General features: G+C 63.3%; 22 protein-coding genes and 2 tRNA genes. 16 read left to right on the top strand and 8 right to left on the bottom strand.

The genetic code is table 11. The features are described from left to right. Positions 1–33 precede the first annotated feature (33 nt). Positions 34–1275 carry a maltoporin gene (locus ACEN88_RS00105; protein ID WP_413336813.1) on the top strand — a complete coding sequence of 414 codons (1242 nt, stop codon included), beginning with the start codon at positions 34–36 and terminating at the stop codon, positions 1273–1275. On the opposite strand, the gene ACEN88_RS00110 is transcribed toward ACEN88_RS00105, so the two are convergent. Next, positions 1276–1413, bottom strand: a complete 138-nt coding sequence (locus ACEN88_RS00110; RefSeq protein ID WP_413336814.1) for a hypothetical protein — start codon at positions 1411–1413, stop codon at positions 1276–1278. A 143-nt stretch (positions 1414–1556) separates the two neighbouring features. On the opposite strand from ACEN88_RS00110, the gene hemE reads away from it, so the two are divergent. The 3 genes from hemE (at position 1557) to ACEN88_RS00125 (ending at position 6715) form a co-directional block, all read left to right on the top strand. After that, the gene (hemE, locus tag ACEN88_RS00115; RefSeq protein WP_413336815.1) at positions 1557–2639 is read left to right on the top strand and encodes a uroporphyrinogen decarboxylase; all 1083 of its coding nucleotides are present in this window, start codon (positions 1557–1559) and stop codon (positions 2637–2639) included. 562 nt (positions 2640–3201) lie between these two features. Then, entirely contained in the window at positions 3202–5208 is a 2007-nt protein-coding gene (locus tag ACEN88_RS00120; protein WP_413336816.1) for a primosomal protein N', read from the top strand. 70 nt (positions 5209–5278) lie between these two features. Continuing rightward, on the top strand, positions 5279–6715 hold the full coding sequence (locus ACEN88_RS00125) for a dihydrolipoyl dehydrogenase (RefSeq protein ID WP_413336817.1): 1437 nt from the start codon (positions 5279–5281) through the stop codon (positions 6713–6715). On the opposite strand, the gene ACEN88_RS00130 is transcribed toward ACEN88_RS00125, so the two are convergent. Further along, complete coding sequence (locus tag ACEN88_RS00130; RefSeq protein ID WP_413336818.1) at positions 6716–7201, bottom strand: SRPBCC family protein; 486 nt, start codon at positions 7199–7201, stop codon at positions 6716–6718. 180 nt (positions 7202–7381) lie between these two features. Here ACEN88_RS00130 and ACEN88_RS00135 point away from each other — a divergent pair, with 180 nt between their 5' ends. Then, the gene (locus ACEN88_RS00135) at positions 7382–9442 is read left to right on the top strand and encodes a UvrD-helicase domain-containing protein (protein ID WP_413336819.1); all 2061 of its coding nucleotides are present in this window, start codon (positions 7382–7384) and stop codon (positions 9440–9442) included. Positions 9443–9640: 198 nt separating this feature from the next. On the opposite strand, the gene ACEN88_RS00140 is transcribed toward ACEN88_RS00135, so the two are convergent. Beyond that, positions 9641–9862 (bottom strand): hypothetical protein, encoded by a 222-nt coding sequence (locus tag ACEN88_RS00140; protein ID WP_413336855.1) that lies wholly within the window; start codon positions 9860–9862, stop codon positions 9641–9643. Here ACEN88_RS00140 and ACEN88_RS00145 point away from each other — a divergent pair. Both ACEN88_RS00145 and ACEN88_RS00150 read left to right on the top strand, forming a co-directional pair. Beyond that, entirely contained in the window at positions 9752–11770 is a 2019-nt protein-coding gene (locus tag ACEN88_RS00145) for a DUF4214 domain-containing protein (protein WP_413336852.1), read from the top strand. The genes ACEN88_RS00140 and ACEN88_RS00145 overlap by 111 nt on opposite strands. An 85-nt stretch (positions 11771–11855) precedes the next feature. Beyond that, a complete protein-coding gene (locus ACEN88_RS00150; protein WP_413336820.1) occupies positions 11856–12059 on the top strand; it encodes a SlyX family protein in 204 nt (67 codons plus the stop codon). On the opposite strand, the gene ACEN88_RS00155 is transcribed toward ACEN88_RS00150, so the two are convergent. Then, complete coding sequence (locus ACEN88_RS00155; protein WP_413336821.1) at positions 12053–12823, bottom strand: hypothetical protein; 771 nt, start codon at positions 12821–12823, stop codon at positions 12053–12055. The genes ACEN88_RS00150 and ACEN88_RS00155 overlap by 7 nt on opposite strands. A gap of 94 nt (positions 12824–12917) precedes the next feature. On the opposite strand from ACEN88_RS00155, the gene ACEN88_RS00160 reads away from it, so the two are divergent. The 7 genes from ACEN88_RS00160 (at position 12918) to ACEN88_RS00190 (ending at position 20081) form a co-directional block, all read left to right on the top strand. Beyond that, a complete protein-coding gene (locus ACEN88_RS00160; RefSeq protein ID WP_413336853.1) occupies positions 12918–13298 on the top strand; it encodes a GNAT family N-acetyltransferase in 381 nt (126 codons plus the stop codon). A gap of 42 nt (positions 13299–13340) precedes the next feature. Beyond that, positions 13341–13637 carry a DUF3144 domain-containing protein gene (locus tag ACEN88_RS00165; RefSeq protein ID WP_413336822.1) on the top strand — a complete coding sequence of 99 codons (297 nt, stop codon included), beginning with the start codon at positions 13341–13343 and terminating at the stop codon, positions 13635–13637. Positions 13638–14024: 387 nt separating this feature from the next. After that, positions 14025–14456: a hypothetical protein gene (locus tag ACEN88_RS00170; protein ID WP_413336823.1), complete on the top strand. Its 432-nt coding sequence runs from the start codon at positions 14025–14027 to the stop codon at positions 14454–14456. A 17-nt stretch (positions 14457–14473) separates the two neighbouring features. Continuing rightward, positions 14474–15070 carry a TMEM175 family protein gene (locus tag ACEN88_RS00175; protein ID WP_413336824.1) on the top strand — a complete coding sequence of 199 codons (597 nt, stop codon included), beginning with the start codon at positions 14474–14476 and terminating at the stop codon, positions 15068–15070. 186 nt (positions 15071–15256) lie between these two features. Then, on the top strand, positions 15257–17383 hold the full coding sequence (locus tag ACEN88_RS00180) for a M3 family metallopeptidase (protein ID WP_413336825.1): 2127 nt from the start codon (positions 15257–15259) through the stop codon (positions 17381–17383). A 76-nt stretch (positions 17384–17459) separates the two neighbouring features. Further along, positions 17460–17741, top strand: a complete 282-nt coding sequence (locus ACEN88_RS00185; RefSeq protein ID WP_056126187.1) for a DUF4404 family protein — start codon at positions 17460–17462, stop codon at positions 17739–17741. A gap of 153 nt (positions 17742–17894) precedes the next feature. Continuing rightward, positions 17895–20081, top strand: coding sequence for a YgiQ family radical SAM protein (locus ACEN88_RS00190; RefSeq protein WP_413336826.1), 2187 nt, complete (start codon positions 17895–17897; stop codon positions 20079–20081). Positions 20082–20159: 78 nt separating this feature from the next. Here the strand turns inward: ACEN88_RS00190 and ACEN88_RS00195 are convergent, their stop codons facing one another. Further along, positions 20160–21296, bottom strand: coding sequence for an AI-2E family transporter (locus tag ACEN88_RS00195; RefSeq protein WP_413336827.1), 1137 nt, complete (start codon positions 21294–21296; stop codon positions 20160–20162). Further along, complete coding sequence (locus ACEN88_RS00200; RefSeq protein ID WP_413336828.1) at positions 21293–21775, bottom strand: cyclic nucleotide-binding domain-containing protein; 483 nt, start codon at positions 21773–21775, stop codon at positions 21293–21295. The genes ACEN88_RS00195 and ACEN88_RS00200 overlap by 4 nt, the downstream gene beginning before the upstream one ends. 247 nt (positions 21776–22022) lie before the next feature. Here ACEN88_RS00200 and ACEN88_RS00205 point away from each other — a divergent pair, with 247 nt between their 5' ends. Then, entirely contained in the window at positions 22023–23177 is a 1155-nt protein-coding gene (locus tag ACEN88_RS00205) for a diguanylate cyclase (protein ID WP_413336829.1), read from the top strand. A gap of 202 nt (positions 23178–23379) precedes the next feature. Here ACEN88_RS00205 and ACEN88_RS00210 read toward each other — a convergent pair. Both ACEN88_RS00210 and ACEN88_RS00215 read right to left on the bottom strand, forming a co-directional pair. After that, positions 23380–23456, bottom strand: a tRNA-Asp gene (locus ACEN88_RS00210). A gap of 45 nt (positions 23457–23501) precedes the next feature. Further along, positions 23502–23577 (bottom strand) — tRNA-Val (locus ACEN88_RS00215). A 326-nt stretch (positions 23578–23903) separates the two neighbouring features. Here ACEN88_RS00215 and ACEN88_RS00220 point away from each other — a divergent pair. Then, on the top strand, positions 23904–26126 hold the full coding sequence (locus tag ACEN88_RS00220; protein ID WP_413336830.1) for a TonB-dependent receptor: 2223 nt from the start codon (positions 23904–23906) through the stop codon (positions 26124–26126). The last annotated feature ends 161 nt before the right edge of the window (positions 26127–26287 follow it).

The following is a 26287-nucleotide window of genomic DNA, read 5'->3' on the forward strand; positions in this document are numbered from 1 at the left end:
CCGCTTTGCCCATAAAAACAATCAGGAGATACCATGCGCATGCCAACCATCGCGCCGGCGCTGCTCGCGCTCGCGTTTTGCATCCCTGCGTCCGCCGTGGACGTCCAGAATTACCTGCGCGCCAACGCGGCCGCGAATTCCGAAGGCGGCGGCCAGACCTGCTTCGGCCTGGCCGGCGCGGGCGCCAAGTACCGCTTGGGGAATGAATGCGGCGTCTACGGTGAGATGCTGCTGGGCCAGCACCTCGTGCGGGGCGACGCCGGCGAGGACGTGAAGGCGTACGCCATGCTCAACCTGGGCAACGCGGCCGCGTCGAGCAATGCAAGGCGGCCGCAGGGCGGCTGGAAGATCGGCCTGCCGCAAGCGTACCTCGCCATCGAACACGTGAGCGGACTCGGTGACGCCGCGCTGTGGATCGGGCGCCGCTACTACAAGCGCGAAGGCGCGAACGTCAACGATTTCCTGTACTGGAATCCGTCCGGCATGGGCGTCGGCATCGAGGACGTGCCGCTGGGACCCATGAAGTTCAGCTACGCCTACCTGCACGACGACCAGCAGACGATGCCGATCATGCGCGTCGGCGACACGGCGAACCGCCACGATGTTCAGCTGCGCGGCGTGCCCGTGAATCCGGGCGGCACGCTGGAACTGGGCCTGGCGCTGATCCGCAGCGATGGCCAGCGTGATCATCACGGCGGTTCGATGATCACGGTGCAGCACCGCCAGCGCGTGCTGGACGGCGCCGGCGACAACCGTCTCGCGGTCCAGTGGGGCACGGGCGCCGGCACGGACAATGGCGCGACGGGCGACATCACGAGCGGCGACGACGTGCACCGGCTGCGCATCGTCGACAGCTGGTACGCGCAAGTCACGCGCCGCTTCGGCGGAGAACTCGTCGCCGTCTGGCAGCGCGATTCGGCTCACACTTCGGCACACGATCCGGCCAAGGCAAAAACGTGGGCCTCCGCCGGCGGCCGCATGTCGTATGCGCTGTCCGACAAGATAAAACTGCTGGCGGATATCGGCCATGACCGCGTGGCGCCGCAGAACGGCGACGTGCGCCGGCTGACCAAGGTCACGGGCGCCGTCGCGCTGATGTCGAAGCCCGGCTATTTCGACCGTCCGGAATTGCGCCTGTTCGTCACGCACGCGCGCTGGAACGAGGCCGCGCGCGCGGCCGCGCGGATGAACGATCCGCTGGCCGCGAACGGCATCCATGGCACGACGCTGTCCGGATTCACCGTCGGCGCCACCTACGAAAACTGCTGGAAGTGATCAGGCGTGCATCCCGGCCAGCAAGGTATCGATGGCGGCCAGCGACAGCGGCGTGGCGCCGGCCGCGACGACGGCGGCGGTGATCGGGGAGGTCCAGGTGCCGCAGGGCGCGGCCTGTTTGCGGGTGGTGTCGGTCATGGTCGGTTCTGGAGACGGGCAGCGGGAAGACAGCCATTATAAGTGTCTGCCGCGCGGGGGTATGTCCACGCGGATGCGGTACGGGGGGCCAGTGATGCGATAATAGAGGTTTGCCCACTCAACCCGCGAACGGATTGTCAGCCATGCCACAATTTGCCCCGCTCCAGAACGACACCTTCCTGCGTGCGCTGCTGCGCCAGCCGACGGACTACACGCCGGTGTGGCTGATGCGCCAGGCGGGGCGCTACCTGCCGGAATACCGCGCCACGCGCGCGAAGGCCGGTTCGTTCCTGGGCCTGGCCAAGAATCCGGACTTCGCGACCGAAGTCACGCTGCAGCCGATCGACCGCTATCCGCTGGACGCGTCGATCCTGTTCTCCGACATCCTGACCGTGCCGGACGCAATGGGCCTGGGCCTGTATTTCGAGGATGGCGAAGGCCCGAAATTCGAGCGCACCGTGCGCACGGAAAGCGATGTCGCCGCCCTGCGCGTGCCCGACATGGCCTCGTTGCAGTACGTGTTCGATGCCGTGACGTCGATCCGCACGGCGCTGAACGGCCGCGTGCCGCTGATCGGCTTTTCCGGCAGCCCGTGGACCCTGGCCTGCTATATGGTGGAAGGCGGCGGCTCGCGCGAATTCCACACGATCAAGAAGATGCTGTATTCGCGTCCGGACCTGATGCACCGCATCCTGGAGATCAACGCGGAAGCCGTCGCGCAATACCTGAACGCCCAGATCGACGCGGGCGCGCAGGCCGTCATGATCTTCGACTCGTGGGGCGGCGCGCTGGCCGACGGCGCTTATCAACAGTTCTCGCTCGCGTACATGGAGAAGGTCGTCGCGAAGCTGCAGCGTGAAAAGGATGGCGTGCGCATCCCGGCCATCGTGTTCACGAAGGGCGGCGGCCTGTGGCTGGACGCCATGGCCGATATCGGCGCCGACGCGCTGGGCCTGGACTGGACCGTCAACCTGGGCCGCGCCCGCGCGCAGGTGGGCGACCGCGTCGCCCTGCAGGGCAACCTCGATCCGGCCATCCTGTTCGCCGGCCCGGACCAGATCCGCACCGAAGTGGAAAAGGCGTTGGCCAGCTACGGCACGCCGTCCGCGGGTCATGGCCACGTGTTCAACCTGGGCCACGGCATCTCGCAATTCACCCCGCCGGAATCCGTGACGGCGATGGTCGACGCGGTCCACGACTTCAGCCGCCGCCAGCGCGCCGCCTGATCGTTCCACAGCAGCCGTGCTGCATTTTGTGCAGCACGGTGGCAGGCAATCACACTTATTCACAAAAAATCGGATTCGATCAGCGTGGACTGTAGAAATGTACAGTGCCCGCCAAAATATGGTAAGTGATTGATTTTATTGGATTTAATGCTGGGCCAAGGGCGGCCTGGCGAGGTGCTCCCAGAGGAGTGACCAGTTATCCACCGAAGCTGTCAGCCTATTGTTCACAAAGTTATGCACAGGTTCTGTGAATAATCCGGAAAAGTGCTTGGTTTACCGTGGTTTACGAGTTTTCTTCAAGTGTTGTATCAAGAATTTGCTGCACTGCGCTCAAGTTTTTCACCGGAAAGGCACAGTTATGCACAGAAGCGCGCAAGCGATGGGATATTTCACCCGTTCAAAGTGGAAAATCGTAAGTCATTGAATTTATAGCGAAAATTTCAGACTTTATGTAGAGAATTTCCTAACGTTTTGATCTAGCGTAAACCTTCTCCACGGTCAACTTTTCCATTTTCCACAAAGTTTTCCACAGTTTTCCACAGCTTCTCGACAAGGTACCGGATTGTCCCACTGCATCCTGCAAATCGCGCTCGACACGCCGCTCGACAGCCTGTTCGACTACCGCTGGGCATGCGAACCCGGCAGCGAGCCGGAAGTCGGGCAACTGGCGCTCGTGAACTTCGGGCGGCGCGAGGCGGTCGGGCTGATCGTCGCGGTCAAGCACGAGACGGACGTCCCGGCCGACAAGCTGAAGGATGCGCTCGCCGTACGCAGCCAGTTGTCCCCGCTGCCGGAGCGGTGGATCGCGCTGGCGCGCTTCGCCGCCGCGTACTACCACCGGCCGCTGGGCGAGGTGGCGATGCCGGGCTTGCCGAAGAATCTGCGGCTGTCGACGACGGTGGCGCTGGACCGGGCGCTGAAAAAACTGAACAAGGTCGAAGACGCCCACGATCCCACGCCGGCCGATATGCCCGTCCTGAACGCGGCCCAGCAGCTGGCGGCGGATGCGATCGGCGGCGCGCAAGGATTCAGTCCGCTGCTGCTGTACGGGGTCACGGGCAGCGGCAAGACCGAGGTCTATCTGCAGGCGTGCGCCCAGGTACTCGCGCGCGATGAAGACGCGCAGATCCTGATCCTGGTCCCCGAGATCAACCTGACGCCGCAGCTGGAAGCGAACATCCGCGCACGCTTCCCCGGCGTGATGCTGGCCACGCTGCACAGCAGTCTCTCGGAAGGCGAGCGCATGCTGCACTGGCTCGCCGCGCACACGGGCCGCGCGCGCATCGTGCTCGGGACGCGGCTGGCGATCCTCGCGTCGCTGCCGAATCTGAAGATGATCGTGATCGACGAGGAGCACGACCCGTCGTACAAGCAGCAGGAAGGCCTGCGCTATTCGGCGCGCGACCTGGCCGTGTGGCGCGCGCGCCAACTGGGCATCCCCATCGTGCTGGGCTCCGCGACGCCGTCGCTGGAAAGCTGGCACCACGCGCAGACGGGCCGCTACCGCAGGCTCGAACTGCGCGAGCGCGCCGTGCGCGACGCCGTGCTCCCGCGCGTGAAACTCATCGACATGGAGCGCGACAAGCCGAAGGAGGGCCTCACGTCGGCGCTGATGCAGGCGCTGCGCCTGCGCATGGAACGGGGAGAACAGTCGCTGCTGTTCCTGAACCGGCGCGGCTATGCGCCCGTGCTGTGCTGCGAGGCGTGCGGCTGGATCAGCAACTGCACGCGCTGCACCGCGTTCATGGTCCTGCATCGTCCGGAGCGGCGGCTCCGCTGCCACCACTGCTCGCTCGAACTGCGTATTCCGCACGCGTGCCCGACCTGCGGCAACATCGATTTGCAGCCGCTGGGCCGCGGCACGCAGCGCATCGAGGAAGGCCTGCAGGCGCTGTTCCCGGACGCGCGCATCCTGCGCATCGACGCCGATTCCACGCGCCGCAAGGGCAGCGCGCAGGAGGCGTTCGACACGGTGCACCGGGGCGACGTCGACATCCTGATCGGCACGCAGATGGTCGCGAAGGGCCACGATTTCAAAAGGCTGACGCTCGTCGGCGTGCTGAATCCCGACACGGCGCTGTTCTCGCAGGACTACCGCGCCAGCGAGCGGCTGTTCGCGCAGCTGATGCAGGTCGCGGGCCGCGCCGGTCGCGCCGGACTGGAATCCGAGGTGCTGATCCAGTCGCGCTACTGCCAGCATCCGCTGTACGGCGCCGTGATGCGGCACGACTATGACCGCTTTGCCGGCAGCCTGCTGGAAGAGCGTCACCAGGCGGCGCTGCCGCCCTACATGTACCAGGCGCTGCTGCGTGCCGAGGCGCCCGAGCTGGCGACGGCGATCGAATTCCTCGGGGCGGCGCGCGACGCGGTGCCGTCGGACACGGTCGTCATCAACGAGCCGATCCCGATGACGATGACCCGCGTGCACAACGTCGATCGCGCGCAGCTGCTCGTCGAATCGAATTCGCGGCCGGCGCTGCAGGCGTTTTTGACCGAGTGGGTCGACGTGCTGCGGGCGATGAAGTCGCGGGTGCGGTGGTCGCTCGAGGTGGATCCGCTCGACATCTGAAATTACTCACGTCCAAGCCGAGTTCTTGAAAACAGCGTATCGTCACGCTCGTGAACTTCCCGGAGGTCAGATGAAAAAACTGAAGGTCGATGTCGCCGTGATCGGCGCCGGTACCGCCGGCCTCGTCGCCTACCGCGCCGCGAAGGCGCAGGGGGCGCGGACGGTGCTGATCGAACGCGGCGTGTACGGCACCACGTGCGCGCGCGTGGGCTGCATGCCCAGCAAACTCCTGATCGCGGCCGCCGAGGCTGCCCACATGCTGCACCTGGCCCCCCAGTTCGGCGTCCATCCCGGGACGACCCGCATCGACGGCGTCGCCGTGATGGAGCGCGTGCGGCGCGAACGCGACCGCTTCGTCGGCTTCGTGGTCGAAGGCGTCGACGCGATGCCGGATGAAGACAAGGTGCGCGGCCATGCCCGCTTCGTCGATCCGCACACGCTGCAGGTCGACGACCACACGGAGATCGACGCCCGCCGCATCGTCATCGCCACCGGGTCCAGCCCCACGCGCCTGCCGACGCTGGAAAACGTGGGCCCCGGCGTGATCACGAGCGACGACGTGTTTTACTGGAACGACCTGCCGCGGTCCGTGGCCGTGATCGGCACGGGCGTCATCGGCCTGGAAATCGGCCAGGCCCTCGCGCGGCTGGGCGTGCGCACGCGCGTGTATGCGCGCGGCGGCAGCGTGGCACAGTTGTCCGATCCGGTCGTGCTCAGGACGGCGTCGCGCGTGCTGTGCGAGGAACTCGACATCCATTTCCAGTCGCGCATCCTGAAAGCGGAACAGGACGGCGACGACGTCGTGCTGACGACGGGCCGCCATGACGAGGCGATCACGGAACGCTTTCAATATGTGCTGCAGGCGGCAGGCCGCACGCCGAACGTGCACGACCTGGGCCTGGAAAACGCCGGCATCGCGCTCGACGCCAGCGGCGTGCCGGTCTTCGACCCGCGCACCATGCAGTGCGGGAACAGCCACATCTTCATCGCGGGCGACGCCAACCAGGAGCGCCCCGTGCTGCCGGAAGCGGCCGACCACGGCAAGATCGCGGGCGACAATGCCGGCCGCTTCCCGGACATCCGCCCCGGCCTGCGCCGCGCGCCGCTGACGGCCGCGTTCACGGAACCGAACATCGTCACCTTGGGCGCCAGCTACAAGGCCCTGTGCGCGCCGGGCAAATCGAAGTTCGCGGTGGGGCAGGTGTCGTTCGAGAACCAGGGCCGCAGCCGCGTCATGTTGCAGAACAAGGGCATGCTGCGCGTGTACGGCGAATACCGCACGGGACGCTTCCTCGGCGCCGAGATGATCGCGCCGCGCGGCGAACACATCGGCCACCTGCTCGCCTGGGCCGTGCAGTCGCGCCTGACGGTGGACCAGATGCTGGAGATGCCGTTCTACCACCCCGTGATCGAGGAGGGCGTGCGCACGGCGTTGCGGGATCTCGCCGCCAATCTCGCGAAGGGAGAAAGCGATATCGATCCCGACTCGGTCGAGCCGGGAACCTGATCAGTTGAGCAGCGAAGCGTCCAGCTTCCCTTCGGACGCCAGCTGCCGCACGATCTTGATCGTATCGATGTCGGCTTCCTGATACGCCGACTTCTTGAAATCCTCGTACATGCGGCCCGTCTCGTCGGTCGCCGACGCATTGCCGTCGTCGTACAGGAAACGCACCCACAGCACACCTTCGGACGGCGCCTCGATGGTCATGGTCAGCAGCGACTGGGCAATATCTCCCTGCGCCGGCACTTCGTAGCGCACTTCGTGCAGCGGGTGCAGGACCACCTTGTCGTCGATGACGAGGTCGCCGTAGCGCAGGCGGCGCATGAAGCTGCCGCATTCGCGCTCGCTGATCGTGCATTCGTCCAGGTGCGGCACGAACATCTTCGGATCTTCGGCGCGCAGCACGAGGCCGCGCCACAGTTGTTCGCGTGTCATGGTGTCGGCCAGCGGATTCAGCGGGTCGTTAATCTCGATCAGGTGTTCAAATTTCATGTTGTATTCCTCGTTGGCGCTGCAAGGCCCATCTTAGCGTAAGCGGCGCAGGACCGATGCAAAAGGCACATGTGGAGGCGGCTTGCGGTTTACTCAAGCGGCGTCGTGGATTCGACACGAACGTTACGCATGAGCTCCCAGCTTCGCTACAATGCTGGGCTGTCCCCTCCAATATTTCCAATGTCCAACACCCCGAATTTCGGCCTGAACGGTCCGCAAAGCGAAGCCGTGCTCTATCTCGACGGTCCGTGCCTGGTGCTGGCGGGCGCCGGGTCGGGCAAGACGCGCGTCATTACGCAAAAGATCGCCTACATGATCGAGCACCGCGGCTACGACCCGCGCACGATCGCGGCGCTCACCTTCACGAACAAGGCCGCGCTCGAGATGCAGGAGCGTATCGCCAAGCTGCTCAAGCAACCCAAGCAGGCCAAGCAGCTGACGGTGTCCACGTTCCACTCGCTGGGCGTGAAAATCCTGCGCCAGGAAGCGGCCGGCGTTGGTTTGAAGGACAAGTTTTCCATCATGGACAGCGACGACTGCTACACCATCGTCTCCGACCTGGCCGTGACCACCGACAAGCAGGAAATCCGCCGCATCCAGAACGCCATCTCGCTGTGGAAGAACGGCCTCGTCGACCCCGAGGACGCGATCCGGGACGCACGCGACGAGGACGAGGCCCAGGCCGGCCGCATCTACCGCAGCTATGTCGCGACCCTGCAGGCCTACCAGGCCGTCGACTTCGACGACCTCATTCGCCTGCCGGTGGAATTGTTTCGCAATAACGAGCCGATCCGCGACCGCTGGCAGCGCCGCCTGCGCTACCTGCTGATGGACGAGTACCAGGACACCAATACCTGCCAATACGAACTGGTCAAACTGATGGTGACGGGACTGGGCAAGAAGCCGATGTTCACGGCCGTGGGCGACGACGACCAGGCGATCTATGCGTGGCGCGGCGCGTCGGTGGAAAACCTGCGCACGCTGCAGACGGACTTCCCCGACCTGAAAGTGATCAAGCTGGAGCAGAACTACCGCTCCACGACGCGCATCCTGCAGGCGGCCAACGCCGTCATCGGCAACAACCCGAAACTGTTCGAAAAATCGCTGTGGTCCGAGCACGGCTTGGGCGAGCCCATCAAGGTTCTCGGCATGCCGAACGACGAGACGGAAGCGGACCAGATCGCGATCATGATCTCGGCCGACCATTTCCAGCGCAAGAACAAATGGTCCGACTTCGCGATCCTGTACCGCGGCAACCACCAGGCCCGCGTGATCGAGCAGGCGCTGCGCAAGGAGCGCATCCCGTACACGATCTCGGGCGGCCAGAGCTTCTTCGACAAGGCCGAGATCAAGGACATCATCGCCTACCTGCGCCTGATCGCGAACCAGGACGACGACCCGGCCTTCATTCGCGCCATCACCACGCCCAAGCGCGGCGTCGGCATGACCACGCTGGAAAAGCTGGGCGAATTCTCGCGCCAGTGGAATTGCTCGCTGTTCGAGGCGGCGCGCAAGGGCGGCATCGAAGCGCTGCTGCAGGAGCGCCAGCTGTACCCGCTGCGCGAGTTCTGCCACTGGATCGACGAACTGGAATCGCGCGCCACGCGGCCCGGCCCGTCCGGCAGCGGAGACAATGCCGCCGAGCTCATCGACGACATGATGAAGGAGATGAATTACGAGCACTACCTGTACGAAAACTTCGACGACAGGGCCGCGCAGGGTAAATGGCAGAACGTGCTCGAGTTCCTGAACTGGCTGAAGGAGAGAGGCCGCGGCGGACGTGACCGCGACGGTGAAGAGAAAAACCTGCTGGAACTGACGCAGATGGTGGCGCTGATGTCCATGCTCGAGGGCCAGGACGAGGAGCCGGACGCCGTCCGCATGTCGACCCTGCACGCCTCCAAGGGCCTCGAGTATCCGCACGTCTACCTCGTCGGTTGCGAGGAGGGCATCCTGCCGCACAAGGGCGATCCGGACGACCCCGTCGAAAAGATCGCTGCCCGCATCCAGGAAGAACGGCGCCTGATGTACGTGGGCATCACGCGCGCCCAGCGCAGCCTGCACGTCACGTGGTGCAAGAAGCGCAAGCGGGCAGGCGAGCTCGTGCATTGCGAGCCGTCGCGCTTCATCAAGGAAATGGCACTCGACGTGGGCGATGCGCCGCCGAAGGAAAACGAAGTCCTCACGCCCAAGGAACGTCTTGCCAGCCTGAAGGCGTTGCTGGCCACGCCGAAAGTGTGACGTTCACCCGCAGGGGGTGCGCACGATTGAAATTCTTATTTGACTTCAACTGTTGCGCGGGAAATACTTTCATGAATCAATTTTCAAGCAGCAAGCATCGTTAATTTCATGGCTACCGTATCTGACATCACGACCACGCCCGTGTCCGGGTTGAACCACATCGATGCCCTGCTCGATACCGGTCCAGACTGGAACTATTTAACGGATGAATTTGGAAAGCCCGTCTATCAGCTGACTTACACGTTTTCCATCGCGTCCGGTAACGAAGATCCAAAAGATACGCAAAAGAATTTCACGGGCGCCCAGCAGATATTCACCGCTACACAGCAACAGGCTGCTCGAGCCGCCTTTGACTATCTCAAGCAAGTCACGGGCATCGAGTTTGTCGAGACCCCCATAGGTAGCGATGCGCAGATTCATCTGTCGTACGCTAACCTGATAGCCACGAACGTGACCGGCCTGTGCAGCTGGCACAGCAGTTTCACCAACTATCAAAGTGGTCAGCTGGTGACTTACGACGCGGACGCCTACGTCTACCTCGACAACGATGCGACCTGGGGCGCACAGAACGCGAACCTGAGCAAAGGCGGCGACGGCTACGAGACGCTGCTGCACGAGCTGGGCCATGCGCTGGGTTTCAAGCACCCGTTCTATGAGCCTGACTACACAGGCGACAACAAGGCCGTGCTGCCGGATGCACAGGACAACACGGCCTATACCTTGATGTCCTACGACGCCAATGGCGGCCCGTACGCGACATACCGCGACTACGACCTCGCCGCATTGCACTGGCTGTACGGGGACGATGGCCTCGGTGGCGCGCAGGGCATGAACTCGACCGGCGGAGGGCGCTACATCACGGGAACCGGCGGTACGGACACCCTCACCGGAACGAGCGCCGATGACAAGCTTGCTGGAAATGGAGGAAACAACATGATCGACGGAGGAGCAGGAAACGATACCGCCGTATTCAGCGGCGCGCGCATCGATTACACGTTCACGAAGCTTGCCGACGGCGACTTGCAGGCCGTCGACAAGACCGGTACCACGACATTGCATTCGATCGAACTGATCCAGTTCGGCAGCAGCAAGTCCGTCAGTGCCAGCACGGTCCTCAGCAGCGACACGACGCCGCCCGGCGCGCCCGTGATGGCGGTCACCCGCAACGGCGCCGGTTATGCGCAGGGCAGCCAGCCGTACGTGAGCGGCACCGCGGAAGCCAATGCCGTGGTCAAGATCTACACGGCCAACAACGTGCAGGTGGGAACCGCCCAGGCCGATGCGAAAGGCGTGTGGAGCACGAACCTGAGCCCGTTCGCCGACGGGCTCGGGTACACGATCTACGCGACCGCCACCGATGCGGCCGGCAATACCTCGACGCACAGCGGCACGGCGACGTTCAACGTCGACGCGACTCCGCCCGTCATCCCGACCTTCAGCATGCAGTACGCGTCGGGCGACAACATCGCCACATTCAGCGGCACCGGCGAAGCCGGCACGCTGATCCAGGTCGTGCGCGCGGGGGCGACCGTCGACGACTACATCGACATCGCCACCACCACCGTCCGCCTGGACGGCTCGTGGTCGGTGACCACGTCGCCGCTGCCCAATGCCGGCTACCAGGTCAACGTCGTCTCGTCCGACAAGGCGGGGAACGCCACCGCCAGCTTCAACAGCGCAACGTTCACGGTGGCGAACAGCGCCTTCCAGGGCGGTACGGCCAAGGACGACGTGATCAAGGTGACGGCTGCGAACGGCGGTCACGCGATCGACGGCGGCGCGGGGCGCGACACGGCGGTTATTGCGGGCAAGTTTGCTGATTACAAGGTGGGCAAGGAAACCTGGGGCTACGGGGTCACGGACAAGCTGGGCAGCGGCGGACACGATTCGCTCATCAACGTCGAGCGTCTGCAATTCAACGATGTCAATGTCGCGCTGGACATCGATGGTCCCGCGGGCCAGGTCTACCGGCTGTACAAGGCCGCGTTCGACCGTGAACCCGATCCCCAGATCAATTACTGGATCGATCGGGTCGACCATGGCCTGCAACTGGAAGACATGGCGAAGGAGTTCATGACCAACCAGCCCGAGTGGGACAGGATGTACGGCAAGACCCCGTCCAACGCGGACTTCCTGACGAACCTGTATGCCCATGTCCTGCACCGCGGGCCGGACGGCGAAGGTTACGCATTCTGGCTGAATGCGCTGGACACCAAGATCGCCACGCGCGAACACCTGCTCGCCTTCTTCAGCGAAAGCCCGGAAAACCAGTTGCAGGTGATCGGCTCGATCGAGAACGGCTTTACCTATACGCCTTTCGGCGCGTGACGCCGATGCACGCAGAAGGCCGCCGCGACTGGCGGCCTTTTTTTCGCCCACGTATCATGCAGCTTTTACTTCACCGGACATCCACGTGAGCGACGAGAACCGTTTCATCGACATCGAAATCAAGCTGGCCGACCAGGAAAACCTCGTCGATACCCTCAACCGCACGATCTACGAGCAGGGACGCCGCATCGACCAGCTGGAAGCCATGGTGGCCAAGCTGGCCGACCACGTGCGCGCGCTGCGTGACGCGGGGCAGGGCCCGATCAACGACCGGCCGCCGCATTATTGACGCATCACCGGCAGTTCATATCGATTTTTACAAGATGTCACCCGCGGTCCTTGCCTAATCTGTGATTTTTTTGGCGGGGGGCTGACATGATGGCCATACGGAGTCTCGGGACGAGTTCGCGCGCGCTGCCTGCGCCTTGGGAAGCGCGTCCCCGCGCGGCGCGCTGCCCGGACAGGTTCGAGCTGAACGTCGCGACCGCCTATCACGACCGCCCGGACATCCTCGCGGCGTGGCACCGGATGCTGGCTGCGGCGGCCGGTCCGGAAACGCTGTACCAGTCGCCCCAATTCTTCAACCACCTGATCGACATGGATCACGGGCGGGATGCGAACCATGAATTGTTCCTCGTCCGCCGCAGTGTCGATTACGCGATCGTCGGCTTCATTCCCGTGCGCATCCTGCCGTGCCGGATCGCGTTCCATGCCGGCCCCGTGCCGCTGTTCGGGCGGACATTGCGAGCCTGCCAGATCCTCGGCAGCGTTCCGTTGCTGGACCCGGCGGAACCGGGCCTCGCCGAATTCATCGCGCGGCAGCTGCTCGTCCGCTTTGCGCAATGCCACGTGCTGTACCTGCAGGCCGTGCCGCAAGACGGCTGGAAAGGCATCGCGGGCGTGGCGGCGTACGTGCTGAACGGCTGGCGCGCGTGCCATACGCAGCCGCTGCCGGACGGCGTCGACGCCTATTTGAAGCATTTCAGCGCCAAGAAGCGCTACAACCTGTCGCGCCAGGTCCGCCTGCTGACGGAAGCGGCCGGCTCGTTGCACGTGCTGCGCATCACCCAGCCCGGCCAGGTCGGGGCCATGTTGGACGCCATGGTCGCCACCGACGCCTCCCGCGCCGCCGGCGCGCCTGCAGAGCCTGGCGCGCCATGGCCTGCTGCTGTCCTACGTGATCCGTTGCGGCGAGAACGATGTCGCCGTCGTGTACGGCATGCGCTCGGCGTCCGTCTGGCATGTCTACAAGATCCTGTGCCGGCAGGACTATATGCATCTGTCGGTCGGCACCAGCGCGATCCACCTGGCCGTGCAGGACGTGCTGGCCCATTTCACGTTCGACCATATCGACTTCGGCTACGGCACGCCGCACGCGGAATTCCGCTCCACGCACGTGCTGGAGACGCGCGGCCTGGTCCTGCTGCACCGCGCGCGCAGCGGGACGGCCTGGCTGCTGAACGTCCACGGCCGGTACGATGCGCTGAACGGCGCGCTGATCCGCCAGGTGAAGCGGTTCCGGAAATGACTGTTATAGTGGCGGCACCTCCACCTCAAGCCACGATGACTCATGATTGACAACGCCCCCAGCCCGGAATTCTTCGACCGCGCCAATGCCCTTATCAACCTGGCGAACGACCAGTGCGCGTCGACCCATCCGAGCGAAGTCAGCGCATCGACGCTGTACGCCTCGGCGCGCTTCAACGCCTTCATCGTCGCGGCAACGACCGGCAACGCGGAGACCATGACCTCGGAAAAGGCGCGGGCGCTGGAGTATTTCACCGACCAGTTCCGCAAGATGATGGAAGCGAATCTCGACGATTTCGTCGAGAACTTCGACACCTACATGAAGCGGGCGGACAAGTAAGCGCCTGCGCTCTACACATGGCCGCCGCGTGCGGCCATTTTTTTTGGGCAGGGAGATGGCGTTCAAGCGGTGCGCCCGTGACGGCGGTTATCATGATGTCATTGTGAACTGAAGAGGTATCGATGGTGCAATTCGAATTCAGGCCGCAGTGGAAAGAGGAACTGCTTTGCTCTTGCGCCCTTGGTTCATTCACGTTGGACATGCCGATGGGCGTCATGTCCGTGTACCTGCCAATCAAGGCGTGTTGGCATGAAGTTGCGCCACCATGGGCATCGGAACTTTGGGACACGTTGCACCAGCAATTGCGAGCGTGGTGTGAGGAGAGAAACATTCCTCTTTATTTTTGTTAGTGCCACAACAATTAGCTGTCAACCACAAGGATTTCGTATGAAACCTGCTGAATCGGTACAAGCATTCCGGGACTTCGCCGCATCAAAAGGCATTGATTTGAATGCGTCAACGCCCCGAGTAGGTATTGAAGCAATGCTTGAGTTTCGCGCCCAGGCCGCATGCGCTGCATGTTCCGATGATATCTTGCTGTACCAGTGGGGAACCTACGACTGGGGAAACGGAAAATACTTCGAACTTGACATCACGCGTCAATTCATCGAAGCAGGGCTCGAGGATGACGACGCGATCAGCCAGCTGAGTCTTACATACAAGTACCAGCCAGGCGCTGAGCTGGATGCGCTCGGAACGAGTAACTGCTGGGAGGATGCAACACCGGACTTTCGCCGGTTCATCCTTGAGTCCGCTTCATTTATTTCGGTTGCAGACGCTAAAGCGGAGCAGATCGATCTCCGCCATTCTTACGTATAACGTTCACGAGAAAAGAGATGGGCAAAAACCGGCTGGAAGCCTTCAGCGACGGCGTCATCGCCATCATCATCACCATCATGGTGCTGGAACTCAAAGTCCCGCACGGCGCCACGTTCGACGTGCTGCTGCCGCTGTGGCCCGTCTTCATGAGCTACGTGCTCAGTTTCATCTACGTCGGCATCTACTGGAACAACCACCACCACATGCTGCACGCCGTGAAGGAAGTCAGCGGCGGCGTCCTGTGGGCCAATCTGCACCTGCTGTTCTGGTTGTCGCTGATCCCGTTCGTCACCGCGTGGATGGGCGAGAACCATTTCGAGAGCGGGCCGACCGCGGCGTACGGCTTCGTCCTGTTCATGTGCTCCGTCGCCTATTTGATCCTGGTGCAGGTGTTGACGGCGAATCATCCGAAGAACGCGGCGCTGGCCGAGGCGATCGGCAAGGATCGCAAGGGCAAGCTGTCGTGCGTTCTGTATCTGTGCGGCGTCGCCCTGTCGTGGTTTGGCGCCTGGCTCGGGTTCCTCGTCTATGCCGCCGTCGCCATCGTGTGGCTGATTCCGGACCGGCGCATCGAGGACAAAGTGGCACAGGAAGAGCAATCGGAGCGGGGCTGAGCCTCCCGCAAAGCCTTTTTTTAGGCCGTAAATATGTAACTTACGGCAATATCCCTGCTATCCTTAGGGCGCACTTCGCCGCCGGGTTCGTCCCGGCGGTTTCCATTATGGAGTGCACGAGCAAGAAGAGATCGGTCCGTGGCACAAGCACGGTCGGATCCGACAACCCTCCGGAGAGCCCAAAGAATGAACCGTTCGCACATCCTGGCCGTCGCTGTTACCGCAGCCGTCGCCAACCTGGCCCATGCCGCCCCTGCTTCGCTGCTGCCGGCGTCCAACCCGTTCGCCAAGCCGAGCACCCTGCAGTTCCAGTACCCGGCCTTCGACAAGATCAAGAACGAGGACTTCGCGCCGGCGTTCGAAGAAGGCATGCGCCAGCAGTCGCTTGAGATCGATGCCATCGCCGCTAGCCGTGCAGCACCGACCTTCGACAACACGATCGTCGCGATGGAGCGTTCGGGACTGCTGCTGAACCGCGTCTCGACCATCTTCTACAGCCTCGTCGGCGCCAATACCAATCCCACGCTCGACGCGCTCGACAAGGATCTCGCGCCGAAACTGGCCGCCCACAGCGACAAGATCCGCCTGAACGACAAGCTGTTCAAGCGCATCCAGACGCTGTACGACAAGCGCGCCAAGCTGCACCTCGATCCGGAATCGGCCTACCTGCTCGAGCGTTATCACACCGACTTCGTGCGCGCCGGCGCGAAACTGTCGGCCGCCGACAAGGAAAAACTGAAGGCCTATAACGGCAAGATCGCCGCCCTGCAGACCCAGTTCAGCCAGAACGTGCTGAAGGAAGCGAATGCGTCGGCGCTCGTCGTCGACACGCGCGCAGAACTCGCCGGCATGTCCGACAAGGCCATCGACGCCGCCGCCGCGCTGGCGAAGAAGGATGGTCTCGACGGCAAGTTCAAGGTGCCGGTCGTGAACACGACGCAGCAGGCGCCGCTGTCCGTGCTGACCAACCGCGCGACGCGCGAAAAACTGCTGGCCCTGTCGCTGGCCCGCGGCAGCCACGGCGGCGATTATGACAACCGCCAGGTCGTGCTGGACCTGGCCAAGGCGCGCGCCGAGCGCGCGAAGCTGCTGGGCTATCCGAACCACGCCGCGTACATGCTGGAAGACCAGACGGCCAAGACGACGGACGCCGTCAACAATCTGCTTTCCGAGTTTGCCAAGCCGGCCGTGCGCAACGCGAAGAAGGAAGCGGCCGAGATCCAGAAGGTCATCGATGCCGACGGGGGCAAGTTCCAGGCGACCGCCTACGACTGGAACTACTACACGGACAAGGTGCGCCAGGCGCGCTACGCGTTCGACGAGAACCAGCTGCGTCCCTATTTCGAGTTCAACAACGTGCTCGTGAACGGCGTGTTCTTCGCCGCCACCAAGGAATACGGCATCACGTTCAAGGAACGCCACGACCTGCCGGTGTACAACCCGGACGTGCGCGTGTTCGACGTGTTCGATGCCGACGGCAAGCAGCTCGCGATCTTCCTGCACGATCCGTATGCCCGCTCGAACAAGCGCGGCGGCGCGTGGATGAATGCGTATGTCGGCCAGAACAAGCTGCTGGGCACACACCCGGTCGTCGCGAACCACCTGAACATCCCGAAACCGGCCGCGGGCGAGCCGACCCTGCTGACGTACGACGAAGTGCGCACGATGTTCCACGAATTCGGCCACGCGCTGCACGGCATGTTCTCGAACGTGAAATACCCGTGCTTCTCGGGCACCCGCGTGCCGCGCGACTACGTCGAGTTCCCGTCGCAGGTCAACGAGATGTGGATGGCCTGGCCGGAAGTGCTGGCAAATTACGCCAAACACTACCAGACGGGCGCGCCCATGCCGAAGGAGCTGCTGGACAAAGTCCAGGCCTCGTCCAGGTTCAACGAGGGTTATCGCACGACCGAATACCTGGCCGCAGCTATCCTCGACCAGAAATGGCACCAACTGGGCGCCGCGCAAATCCCGACCGACGTGCTGGGCTTCGAGGCGACGGCGCTGCACGACGCCGGCGTCGACTTCCCGCTCGTCCCGCCGCGCTACCGTACGACGTACTTCTCGCACGTGTTCTCGGGCGGCTATTCGGCCGGCTACTACGGCTACCTGTGGGCCGAGAAACTGGACGCGGACACCGTCGAATGGTTCAAGGAACACGGCGGCCTGACGCGCGCGAACGGCGACCGCTTCCGCCAGATGCTGCTGTCGCGCGGCGGCACGATGGATGCGATGGACATGTACCGCAACTTCCGCGGCCGTGATGCGAAGATCGAGCCGCTGCTGGAGCGCCGTGGCCTGACGGGCGAATAATCGCGACGACAAGGGCGGCGCGCCAGGCCGCCCTTATCGGTGTAGACTTCTCACAACATCATGACGTGAGAAAGCCATGCTGCCCGAAAACGAAAATACCCTGAAAGCGCACCTCAAGACGCTGCACCGCAGCCTCGAGGAAACCGGCGAAGTCGATGACGAACTGGAAATGCTGCTGCGCCAGCTCGACGGCGACATCAAGCACGTGCTCGACAAGCGCTCCCAGGATCCGGACGCGAACACATACGGCCTGGCTTCGCGTACGCAGGAGCTGACAGCGCGCTTCGCCATCCGCCATCCGCACCTGGAACCGGCCCTGCGTGAGCTCGGCAACATCCTCGCGAGCATGGGGATTTAACGACAAGCCATTGAAAATTAAGCCATTTTTCGAGGGGTCCGCAGCTTAAACAGGCGTTTTCCGGTAAAATGCCGGCCAATGAACTCCCCTGCCAATCTTTTCGCGAACGTCGCCAAGCGTTCCAGCCGCGCCCCTGCGGCCCCGTTCCTGCCCATGTCCCGTGCCGAAATGGACAAGCTGGGCTGGGATTCGTGCGACATCATCCTGATCACGGGCGACGCCTACATCGACCATCCGAGTTTCGGCATGGCCCTCGTCGGCCGCCTGCTGGAAGCGCAGGGGTACCGCGTCGGCATCATCAGCCAGCCGGACTGGACCTCCGTGGAACCGTTCCGCGCGCTGGGCAAGCCGAACCTGTACTGGGGGATCACGGCCGGCAACATGGATTCGATGGTCAACCGCTACACGGCCGACCGCAAGATCCGCTCGGACGACGCCTACACCCCGAACGCCGAGCCCAATAAACGTCCGGACCGCGCCGTGACCGTCTACTGCCAGCGCGCGCGCGAAGCGTTCCCGGGCGTGCCCGTCATCGCCGGCTCGATCGAGGCGTCGCTGCGTCGCATTGCCCACTACGATTACTGGTCGGACAAGGTGCGCCGCTCGGTGCTGTTCGAATCGAAGGCCGACCTCGTCATCTTCGGCAACGCCGAACGCGCGCTCGTCGACGTCACCCGCCGCATCGCGGCCGGCGAGAACATCAAATCCATCCGCGACCTGCGCGGCACGGCGTTCCTCGTGCCGCACGGCTGGCTGCCGGATGAAGAGTGGACGGTGCACAATTCCACCCGCGTGGACGTGCCGGGCCGCATCGACGCGCAGCCGAACCCGTACGCGATGGCACTGGAAGATCCGAAGCAGTGCGCGCTGGACAATGCGCAGCCGGAACCGGAAGTCAAACCGATCGTCATCATGACGCGCGAACAGCGCCAGGCCGCCGCGCGCGAAAAGGCGCAGAAGACCGTCGTCCGGCTGCCGTCGTTCGAGACCGTCAGCGAGGATCCGGTGATGTACGCGCACGCGTCGCGCGTGTTCCACCTTGAATCGAACCCGGGCAATGCGCGCGCGCTCGTGCAGCAGCACGGCGACCGCGACGTCTGGCTGAACCCGCCGCCGCTGCCGCTCGCGATGGACGAGATGGACGGCGTCTACGACCTGCAGTACGCGCGCGCGCCGCACCCGAGCTATGGCAAGGCGCACATCCCGGCGTGGGAAATGATCCGCTATTCCGTGAACATCATGCGCGGTTGTTTCGGCGGCTGCACGTTCTGCTCGATCACGGAACACGAGGGCCGCATCATCCAGAGCCGTTCGGAACCGTCGATCCTGCGCGAGATCGAGCTGATCCGCGATACGACAAAGAATTTCGCCGGCACCATCACGGACCTGGGCGGCCCGACCGCGAACATGTACCGCCTCGCGTGCAAGGACAAGAAGATCGAGGAAACGTGCCGCCGCCTGTCGTGCGTGTACCCGACCATCTGCAGCAACCTGGGCACGGACCACAGCAAGCTGATCTCGCTGTACCGCAAGGCGCGCGCGATCCCGGGCATCAAGAAGATCCTGATCGGCTCGGGCCTGCGCTACGACCTGGCCGTGCGCTCGCCGGAGTACGTCAAGGAACTGGTCACGCACCACGTTGGCGGCCTGCTCAAGATCGCGCCGGAGCACACGGAAGAGGGCACGCTCTCCAAGATGATGAAGCCGGGCATCGGCGCGTATGACGAGTTCAAGGCGCTGTTCGACAAGTACTCGCGCGAAGCGGGCAAGAAGCAATACCTGATCCCGTACTTCATCGCCGCGCACCCGGGCTCGACGGACGAGGACATGCTGAACCTGGCCCTCTGGCTCAAAAAGAACAATTTCCACCTCGACCAGGTGCAAACGTTCACGCCGACGCCGATGGCCATGGCGACAACGATGTACCACTCGGGTAAAAATCCGCTGCACAAGGTCACCGAGGATTCGGAAGAGGTCCTCACCGCCAAGAGCGGCAAGACGAGGAAACTGCACAAGGCGTTCCTGCGCTACTACGACCCGGAAAACTGGCCGGTCCTGCGCGAGGGCCTGAAGCGCATGGGCCGCGGCGACCTGATCGGCAACGGCGAGCGCCACCTGGTGCCGCCGGCCGGCTCCGAACAGGAAGTCGCGCCGCAGCGTGGCGAGCGCCGGCCGCCGGTGGCGCCGCGTAGCGAGGCGCCGAAAGGCCGCGTGATCGAGGTCGCGACCCGGCGTAAAGGGCGCGGCAGCGAACCGGCACCGTTCATGGCGCCGCCGTCGAAAGCGAAGGCGGGGATTTTGTCGACCATTAAGTCGAAGCCCAGGGCCGGGCGCAAGTAAGCCCAGCACCGGGGTCAGAGCCCGTTTTTTGGCATAAGCTCAAAAGCTATTGCCAATATTCGGGCTCTGACCCCGGTTTCAAACACTCAAATCCGCGCTGGCCTGCTTGTCCCTCAACCTGCGCGCATACCGATGCCTCGCCCTCAGCCTCGGATTGGTCATGAGCCGCCCCATGGTCTCTCCAACGACCATCACGACCCCCAGCAGCGGCAGCACGAGCATCAACCCGGCCACGCCGGACAGTGCCCCGCCGATGAAGATCATCAGCACCGTCACCAGCGGGTGAATATGCAGGCTGCGCCCCAGGGTCAGCGGCATGAAGACGAAATCGTCCAGCAGGCGCGCGAGAATGAAGACGACGATCGCGCCATACGCGATCAGCGGATTGTTCGGCGCGTCGGTGGCTGCGACGACCACGACCATCATGCAGCCCACGACCGAGCCGACGAACGGCACCCACGCCAGCAGCGCGGAAATAAAACCCAGCAGCAGCGGCGACGAGACGCCGATCACCCACAGGCCAAAGCCGAGCACGATGGTGTCCAGCACGGTCAGCTTCAATAAACCCTCGAAGTAGCGGCGCGCGGTCTGGTCGACCTGGTGCAGCAGGAACAGCGTCCGTTCGAAATAGGCGTTCGGCACGGCGCGGGCGAGGAATTTTTTGAAGCGCAGGCCGTCGCGCAGGAAGAAGAAGGCGAGGAACGGGGCCAGCAGCAGCGACGGCAGCCAGCCTGCGGCGCCCAGCAGGATGGTCGTCAGGTGGCGCTGCGCGAAATTGTCCGTGTAGGCCTTGAAGCGCTTGTTCATGATCGACGTCAAATGCATCTCGGCCAGGATCGGGAACTTCGCTTCCAGCAGCGTCATCGTGTTGCGCACGAAGGCTACGCCGCCGTCCAGGTACAGGGCGCCCGTCTCGTGCCAGCTGTCCGTATCGCCGGGCGTGCCGGTCCAGGTCATCGCCGCCATCACCAGCAGGACGCTGGCGCCGTAGAACACGATGCACACGAGCGTCGCGGAGACGTTGCGTGTAAAACCGGCGCGCAGCAGGCGTTGCATCGGGCCCAGCAGGATGTAGTACATGACGGTGCCGAGGATGAAGGGCAGCACCAGCCACAGCATGTGCTCGAGCAGCACCAGCAGCAAACACGTCACGCCGATGATGCCGGTCCAGACGAAGGGACCGCTGCGCTCGTCGCGGAGGGCACCGTGGATCACAGCGCCTCCACCTGGGCGTTGCCGTCGAGCCAGCCGCGCAGCCGCTGGCCGATGTGGCGGGCCAGGGCGAGCGAGATCTTGTAGCCGATCACGGCATCCGTTTCCATCAAGGCGAGAAAGTCGTCGCGGAAGAAGACGGCCAGTTCGCACGTGTCGAGGGCGCGGACCTGGGCGCTGCGCGGGGAATTGTCCAGCAGGGCGAGGTCGCCGAAGAAACTGCCGGCGCTCATTTCGCCCACGATCTGGCGGCCCCGGCTGTGGCTGCGGCTGATCTGCACGCGGCCGCTCATCACGAGATACAGCGCCTGCCCTTCCTCGCCTTCGTCGAACACGATCTCGTCCGGCAGGTAGCGGCGCTCATGCATGAGGCCGTCGACAAACTTGATTTCCAACGGTTTGAGGGAACGGAACAGCGACGTGTTCTGCAGCCGAAGCTGGCGGGGGGACAGCGTGGACGATTTCAGGAAACCAAAGATCACGAATGCTCCAGGACGATGCAGCCGAGTGGCTGCTTTGTCAATTATGAACGATTCATTTGTGCTTGCGCAGCAACGAATGATCAGTTGATTGGACGCGACACAACACCCTCCAGCCGCTGTGCATACCGCCCAACCATTGGTGCAAATCGTGCGTGCACCTGCTTGAGAAACGTGTAATATAGTTCCTTTGGGAAATATTAATTACATTCATGGCATCATCTCACCACTTCCTGCCAGGAGGAATCGAGTGATCGATATCCAGACCTTCATGCTGGCGCTTGGCGTCGGCAACACGGCGTTTGCGTTGCTGATGGCGGGTTACATGCGCGGTGCGGCGCCCAATCCGGGCCTGCGCACCTGGATGTGGGCGCGGCTGTCGTCCGGGCTGGCACAGATCTGCTGCTGGGTGGCGCCGCATGTCGGGTTGCCCATCGTGGAGGAACTGGCCGCGTTCGGCTGGGTAGGCGGCGTCGCGCTGGAACTGGCGTCGTACTGCGTGTTCTTCGGCTTCCGCAACTGGCGCCGCATTCTTGCGCCCGCGGCCGTTGCGGCATTGATCATCGTCGCGGCCGCGGCGCTGGTGCAGGCGTCGCGCGAGCAGATGACGCAGGTGGTGGCCGTGATCGTTGCCCTGTTCGCCTCCGGCGCCGCCGCGATCCTGCTGCGTCCGCAGGCCGATGCGCCTTTGCTGCAGCGGATCATCGGCGTCAACGATGCCCTGTTCGCCATCGCGATCTGGATCTGGATGGCGGTGGCCAATGGCGGCGTGGGCCCGTTCAATGCGAATCCGGTGTATGGCTTCGCGTACCTCGCCAGCTATCTGCTGATGATCGTCAACGGGTTCGGTTTCCTGTTGCTGTGCAAGCTGAAGGACGACAAGCGCATGCAGCGCCTGGCCACGATCGACGGCCTGACGGACATGCTGAACCGCCGCGCCTTCTTCGAGCGAGCCGAGAGCGCCCTGCAGACGGCGGTTCGCCTGCGCAAGCCGATCGCGTTGATGATGCTCGACCTTGATCATTTTAAGCAGCTCAACGACGGCTTCGGCCATGCCTGCGGCGACGAGGCCCTGCGGTTGTTTGCGGACACGGCGCGCGCCACCTTGCGCGAGAACGACGTGATCGGCCGGCTGGGTGGGGAAGAGTTCGCGCTGGCGATGCCCGGTACGTCGCTGGCGGGCGCGCAGTATGCGGCCGAGCGCCTGCGCATCGCCGTCGCCGAAGCACCTGCGCTCACCTGCGCCGCGTCCTATCGGATGACGGTCAGCATCGGCCTCGTGATGATCGATCCGAACGAGGAATTGACGGCCGCCCTGGCGCGTGCCGACCACGCCCTGTACGCGGCCAAGACGGGTGGCCGCAACCGCGTCGAGATCGGCGCGCCGCGGCTGAGGCGGGCTTAAGCGAAGATGGAACGAAAAAAGGTCCGACGAATCGGACCTTTTTTCTTGATGCTGGCGGAGCGGACGGGGCTCGCCCACGTTCCGCGGGCCGCGGTTTCGCTTGCAAGCGAAACCCTTCGAGCCTCAAACCGTGCCTCCCGCAGGGGAGGCACTCTGATAGAACGAAAAAAGGCCCGACGAATCGGACCTTTTTTCTTGATGCTGGCGGAGCGGACGGGGCTCGAACCCGCGACCCCCGGCGTGACAGGCCGGTATTCTAACCAACTGAACTACCGCTCCGTTTACTCTGATCGGTGCTTCACTTGCAAGACTTCTGAAACTGACTGGTGGGCGCTGAGAGGCTCGAACTCCCGACCTAATCCTTGTAAGGGATCCGCTCTACCAACTGAGCTAAGCGCCCGTTTCAGGGTTTTTCTTGCCGACGTTTGTCATCACGTCCGAAGAGGCCCGAATCATAGCGTATCCCTTCGAAAACCTGCAAGGGGTTTTCGGAAAAAAGTGAACAGGGATGTGACACACCACGTTCTCATATACAACAAACTGTTGTATGGATGTGTAAGCCGATTCGTATTCCTTGCATAAGGATATACACATAATCGACAATTGCCAGTTTACATGCCGGCAATATTTAGACATCAACAATCAGGTGCGAGTTTGCCGAGGCAGGAGAGAACGGCGGAGACAACGCGGCAGTTTTTTTCACTCTTCCCAGCTAGGAAAAACTCAATGATCAAGATGTCCAAGATGCACAAGCGCGTCATCGCCGCGCATGGCGCAATGCTGGCGCTCGCAGCCGTACCCGGCGGCGCGGCCCTGGCCCAGACTGCGCAGGCGACCGAACTGCAGACGGTGACCGTGACCGCACAACGCCGTACCGAAAACATCAAGGAAGTCCCGGTGTCCGTCACCGCCATCAAGGGCGAGAAGCTGGACGTGCTCGTGTCCGGCGGCGCAGACATCCGCCTGCTGGCTGGCAAGACTCCCAGCCTGAACGTTGAGTCCTCGAACGGCCGCACGTTCCCGCGTTTCTATATCCGTGGCTACGGCAACACGGATTTCTCGACCTTCGCATCGCAGCCGGTGTCGCTGATCTATGACGACATCGTCCAGGAAAACCCGATCCTGAAGGGCTACCCGATCTTCGACCTGGCCGGCGTGGAAGTGCTGCGCGGCCCGCAGGGCACGCTGTTCGGCCGCAACACCCCGGCAGGCGTCGTGAAATTCGAATCCGAGAAGCCGAACCTCAAGAAGACCGAGGGTTACTACAACCTGTCGTACGGCACCCACGGCACCGCCAACGTCGAAGGCGCGATCAACGTGCCGCTGTCGGACAAGTGGGCGATGCGCGTGTCGACCCTGCGCCAGCACCGCGACGACTTCGTCGACAACTATAGCGACGTCGCCAAGACGAACAAGACCGGCGAACTGGACGGCTACAACGAACACGCCGAACGCGTGCAGTTCCTGTACAAGCCGGACACCACGTTCAGCGCCCTGTTCAACGTGCACCAGCGCACGACCAACGGCAGCGCCCGTCTATTCCGCGCGAACCTGATCAAGAAGGGCACGAACGATATCGCCGACGGCTACGATCTCGACAGCATCGTGACGAACGCCCAGAACTTCCAGAGCCTCAAGACGAACGGCGCCAATGCCCGCATCACGTGGGACCTGGGTCCGGTCATCTTCCACTCGATCACTGGTTACGAGTCGGTCGGCAGCTACTACAGCCGCGGCGACATCGACGGCGGCACGCCGCAAGGTCCGGGCTTCATTCCGTTCCAGTCCGAGACGGGCGGTTTCATCGACGACCTGAAGCAGTATTCGCAGGAATTCCGCGTCGAGTCGAAGAGCACGGGCCCGCTGAACTGGCAGGCCGGCGTGTACTACTTCAAGGAAGACGTGACGGGCGGCAGCGACGGCTACAACAGCGCCACGGGTGCCCGCACCTCGCGCCAGGCCAGCGAGCAGAATAACAAGGCCTGGGCCGCGTTCGGTTCCGTGACATACAACATCAACGACGCCCTGTCGGTGCGCGGCGGTATCCGTTACACGGACGACAAGAAGGACTTCCGCACCGTCACCGCGATCGGCTTCACGCCGGTGGGCCCGGACAGTGTCGGCGAAAGCAAGGACAAGATCAGCTGGGACCTGTCGAGCACGTACAAGCTGAATCGTGACGTGAACCTGTACGCGCGCGTCGCGACCGGCTTCCGCGCCCCGAGCATCGCGCCGGCCTCGACCTTCGCACCGGTGGGCATCACCGTCGCCGACGCCGAGACCATCACGTCGTACGAAGGCGGCATCAAGGCCGACCTGTTCGAACGCCGTGCCCGCGTCGCGTTCTCGCTGTACGACTACGAGATCAAGAACCAGCAGCTGACCGTGGTCGGCGGCAACACCAACGTCACCAAGCTGATCAACGCGAAGAAGACGGCTGGCCGCGGCGCCGAGTTCGACCTGGAAGGCCTCGTGACGCCGGACCTGCGCGTCGGCGCCAGCGCGTCGTACAACTTCACGGAAATCCGCGACGCGAGCCTGTCGCTGACGAAGTGCGCAGCCTGCACGATCACCGATCCGCTGAACGCCGCCGGCAACGTCCTCATCGATGGCAACCCGCTGCCGCAGGCACCGAAGTGGATCGTCAACCTGAACGCCCGCTACAGCATGCCGGTCGCCAATGGCGAGTTCTACGTCTACACCGACTGGTCGTACCGTTCGAAGATCAATTTCTTCCTGTACGAAGCGAAAGAGTTCACGGGCAAGCCGCTGACGGAAGGCGGTCTGCGCCTGGGCTACATCTGGGCCGACGGCAAGTATGAAGTGGCCGCCTTTGGCCGCAACATCCTCGACCAGCGCCGCATCTCGGGTGCCATCGACTTCAACAACCTGACGGGCTTCACCAACGAACCGCGCACCTACGGTGTCCAGTTCAAAGGCAATTTCTAAGTTTTACCAAGTCGTCAGACAGAAAGGCCGCGAGCGATCGCGGCCTTTTTTTTAATTCGGGGTCAGAGCACATTTCGGATCAATTTTCTTGCGCATCCCGAATCGTTCAAGTCCGCAGGCGCCGTCGGTGTATCGCTTTGGAGAGGCAGGCGGCGTCCCGA

Origin of the sequence: Massilia sp. CT11-108 (genome assembly GCF_047302915.1) — a bacterium.
In the GTDB taxonomy this organism is placed as follows: Bacteria; Pseudomonadota; Gammaproteobacteria; order Burkholderiales; family Burkholderiaceae_D; genus Telluria; species Telluria orientalis.

Bases quoted from the DNA above. Each gene is read 5' to 3' on its own strand.
- ACEN88_RS00165 (WP_413336822.1), top strand. From the start codon at position 13,341: ATGATTGACAACGCCCCCAGCCCGGAATTCTTCGACCGCGCCAATGCC.
- ACEN88_RS00170 (WP_413336823.1), top strand. From the start codon at position 14,025: ATGAAACCTGCTGAATCGGTACAAGCATTCCGGGACTTCGCCGCATCA.
- ACEN88_RS00130 (WP_413336818.1), bottom strand. From the start codon at position 7,201: ATGAAATTTGAACACCTGATCGAGATTAACGACCCGCTGAATCCGCTG.
- ACEN88_RS00140 (WP_413336855.1), bottom strand. From the start codon at position 9,862: ATGAATCTGCGCATCGCTACCTATGGGGGTCTCGACAAACTCGATGCC.
- ACEN88_RS00185 (WP_056126187.1), top strand. From the start codon at position 17,460: ATGCTGCCCGAAAACGAAAATACCCTGAAAGCGCACCTCAAGACGCTG.
- ACEN88_RS00110 (WP_413336814.1), bottom strand. From the start codon at position 1,413: ATGACCGACACCACCCGCAAACAGGCCGCGCCCTGCGGCACCTGGACC.
- ACEN88_RS00190 (WP_413336826.1), top strand. From the start codon at position 17,895: ATGTCCCGTGCCGAAATGGACAAGCTGGGCTGGGATTCGTGCGACATC.
- hemE (WP_413336815.1), top strand. From the start codon at position 1,557: ATGCCACAATTTGCCCCGCTCCAGAACGACACCTTCCTGCGTGCGCTG.
- ACEN88_RS00105 (WP_413336813.1), top strand. From the start codon at position 34: ATGCGCATGCCAACCATCGCGCCGGCGCTGCTCGCGCTCGCGTTTTGC.
- ACEN88_RS00125 (WP_413336817.1), top strand. From the start codon at position 5,279: ATGAAAAAACTGAAGGTCGATGTCGCCGTGATCGGCGCCGGTACCGCC.
- ACEN88_RS00180 (WP_413336825.1), top strand. From the start codon at position 15,257: ATGAACCGTTCGCACATCCTGGCCGTCGCTGTTACCGCAGCCGTCGCC.
- ACEN88_RS00220 (WP_413336830.1), top strand. From the start codon at position 23,904: ATGATCAAGATGTCCAAGATGCACAAGCGCGTCATCGCCGCGCATGGC.
- ACEN88_RS00175 (WP_413336824.1), top strand. From the start codon at position 14,474: ATGGGCAAAAACCGGCTGGAAGCCTTCAGCGACGGCGTCATCGCCATC.
- ACEN88_RS00135 (WP_413336819.1), top strand. From the start codon at position 7,382: ATGTCCAACACCCCGAATTTCGGCCTGAACGGTCCGCAAAGCGAAGCC.